Origin of the sequence: Kitasatospora sp. NPDC056531, from assembly GCF_042794375.1 — a bacterium.
Taxonomy (GTDB): Bacteria; Actinomycetota; Actinomycetes; order Streptomycetales; family Streptomycetaceae; genus Kitasatospora.
Genome location: NZ_JBHTTU010000336.1, coordinates 1 through 1,637, shown reverse-complemented (window position 1 = coordinate 1,637; position 1,637 = coordinate 1). Strand labels below are relative to the sequence as shown.

Below are 1,637 nucleotides of genomic sequence, written 5' to 3'. Positions count from 1 at the left end.
GGGCCTATCTCCAGGATCCTCTCGCCCTCTCGGGCCTGCAGCACGTGGTCCAGACGCTTCAGAGTCAGGAACGGCAGCGGCAGGTCGAGCAGCCAGCGCTGAGAGTACGGGTACGGCGCGGAGTCGGTGAACCACCAGGTGGCGACGGCGGCGGCAGCGCCCGCGCCGATCAATGCCCGCGAATGCCTCATAATTCCTCCCCAAATGTCCGATTGGGCCATCGAAGCATCTCTGATGGTCAATCAGTTGTGTTTGTGTGCAATCTGCTTGCGTCAGCGCCGACTTTGTCGGCAGTCGACCCGAGCGGGCCGAACGAACCGCCCGTGGACCGCCGTTGCGGCAGGCCGGGGACTTCCCGAAACGGACCGGACCGCAAGCGCCGATCACGTCACGAGCTCTTCCGCTCAGCGGCCCGGCCGAGGGAAGGTCCGGGTCGCGAGAACCGCGCAGGCCACCGCCAGCGGCAACTCGGCGAAGACCGCCATCAGCACCGCCAGCTTGAAGTCCGAACCCGGGGCAGCCGTCATGGTGTCGAACCAGGCGTCGACCAGCAGCAGGGCCGAGGTCGCGGCGGAGGTCAGGCAGGCCCGGCAGTCGCCGCGCCTGAGGAGCAGTCCGGTGGAGAGCAGGCCGAGCGCCTCAAAGCTGTCCAGACCCGTCCACGTCCAGGCCCAGTGCGAGGCCTGAGCGGTGGCCGACAGCCCGGTGTGCAGGAAGACCAGCCAGGGAATCATCGCCAGCCCGAGCACGGTGAGGACCGTGGCCGCCCGGCGAAGCAGCAGGGGGAACGTCGAAGCGGCCGCGGCCTTCGGAAGGATCCGCGGGACACCGGAGCCCGAACCGGCGTCCCCGCGGACCAGACGGAGCGAATGAACGCCGGTCAGCTGAGTGCTCGCCATGACACCTGACTCCCTCCCGTGCCCGCTCCTCGGGCACAACATCAGCATGTCGTTCGCGCGCGCCCGAGGCAGTAGCGCTCCTATCCGACTTGATGGTGGTGCTAGGTACCGTTCATCGAGGCCCTGCACCGGGTCGCCGGCGGTGGTGCCGCGCTCGATCCCGAGGTGGTCGCCCAGCTGCTGGTCCGCCGCCAGAGCGACCCGCTCGGGGGTGACCGATCCCTTCGCGCTCCTGCGTCAGGGGGAGACGGACGTCCTCGCCTGCTGGCTGCCGGTCCGCGAGCCCGATCTCGTCGCGAGCGCACCGGCCTTCCGGGAGTCGTTGACCGTCGCCGTCCCCGTCCGCCACCCACTCGCGGCCCGGGCGTCGGTGGAGCTCTCGGACCTGACCCGCGACGCCGTCGTCCGCGTCGCGGGCAGCGCGGCACCGCACTACTGGACCTCGGCCGTCTCACCGGAGTTCACGTCCGACGGCCGGCCGATCCCCGACGGCCCCTCGGCGGAGACGCTCATGGAGGCGCTCGCCTTCGCGTCGGTCGGGCAGGGACTCGTCCTGGTGGCCGAGCACGTGGCCCGCGCCGTACCGCGCCCCGACCTCAGCTATGTCCCGGTGTCCGACGCGCCGACGCTGGAATGGGGGCTCGTCTGGCCCCGGGCCGCGGAGACCGCCAGGGTCCGGTCCTTCGTCGACGCGGTCCGGTCCGCCTTCCGGCGCTCAGCACACTAGGCACGCAGGCC

The 1,637-nt window shown here is 70.8% G+C and carries 2 protein-coding genes and 2 pseudogenes; 2 read left to right on the top strand and 2 right to left on the bottom strand.

All coding sequences use genetic code 11. The features are described 5' to 3' along the window. Positions 1–191, bottom strand: a pseudogene (locus ACFQ87_RS46225) (methyltransferase); the annotation flags it as partial. Between the two features lie 213 nt (positions 192–404). Beyond that, a complete protein-coding gene (locus ACFQ87_RS46220; RefSeq protein ID WP_380617046.1) occupies positions 405–899 on the bottom strand; it encodes a hypothetical protein in 495 nt (164 codons plus the stop codon). Positions 900–1,010: 111 nt separating this feature from the next. Here ACFQ87_RS46220 and ACFQ87_RS46215 point away from each other — a divergent pair. Further along, positions 1,011–1,106, top strand: a pseudogene (locus tag ACFQ87_RS46215) (DNA-binding response regulator); the annotation flags it as partial. 4 nt (positions 1,107–1,110) lie between these two features. Beyond that, a complete protein-coding gene (locus tag ACFQ87_RS46210) occupies positions 1,111–1,626 on the top strand; it encodes a LysR substrate-binding domain-containing protein (RefSeq protein ID WP_380617045.1) in 516 nt (171 codons plus the stop codon). Positions 1,627–1,637: the final 11 nt, after the last annotated feature.

Excerpts from the sequence above, each read along its gene's own strand:
- ACFQ87_RS46220 (WP_380617046.1), bottom strand. The coding sequence starts at position 899 with ATGGCGAGCACTCAGCTGACCGGCGTTCATTCGCTCCGTCTGGTCCGC.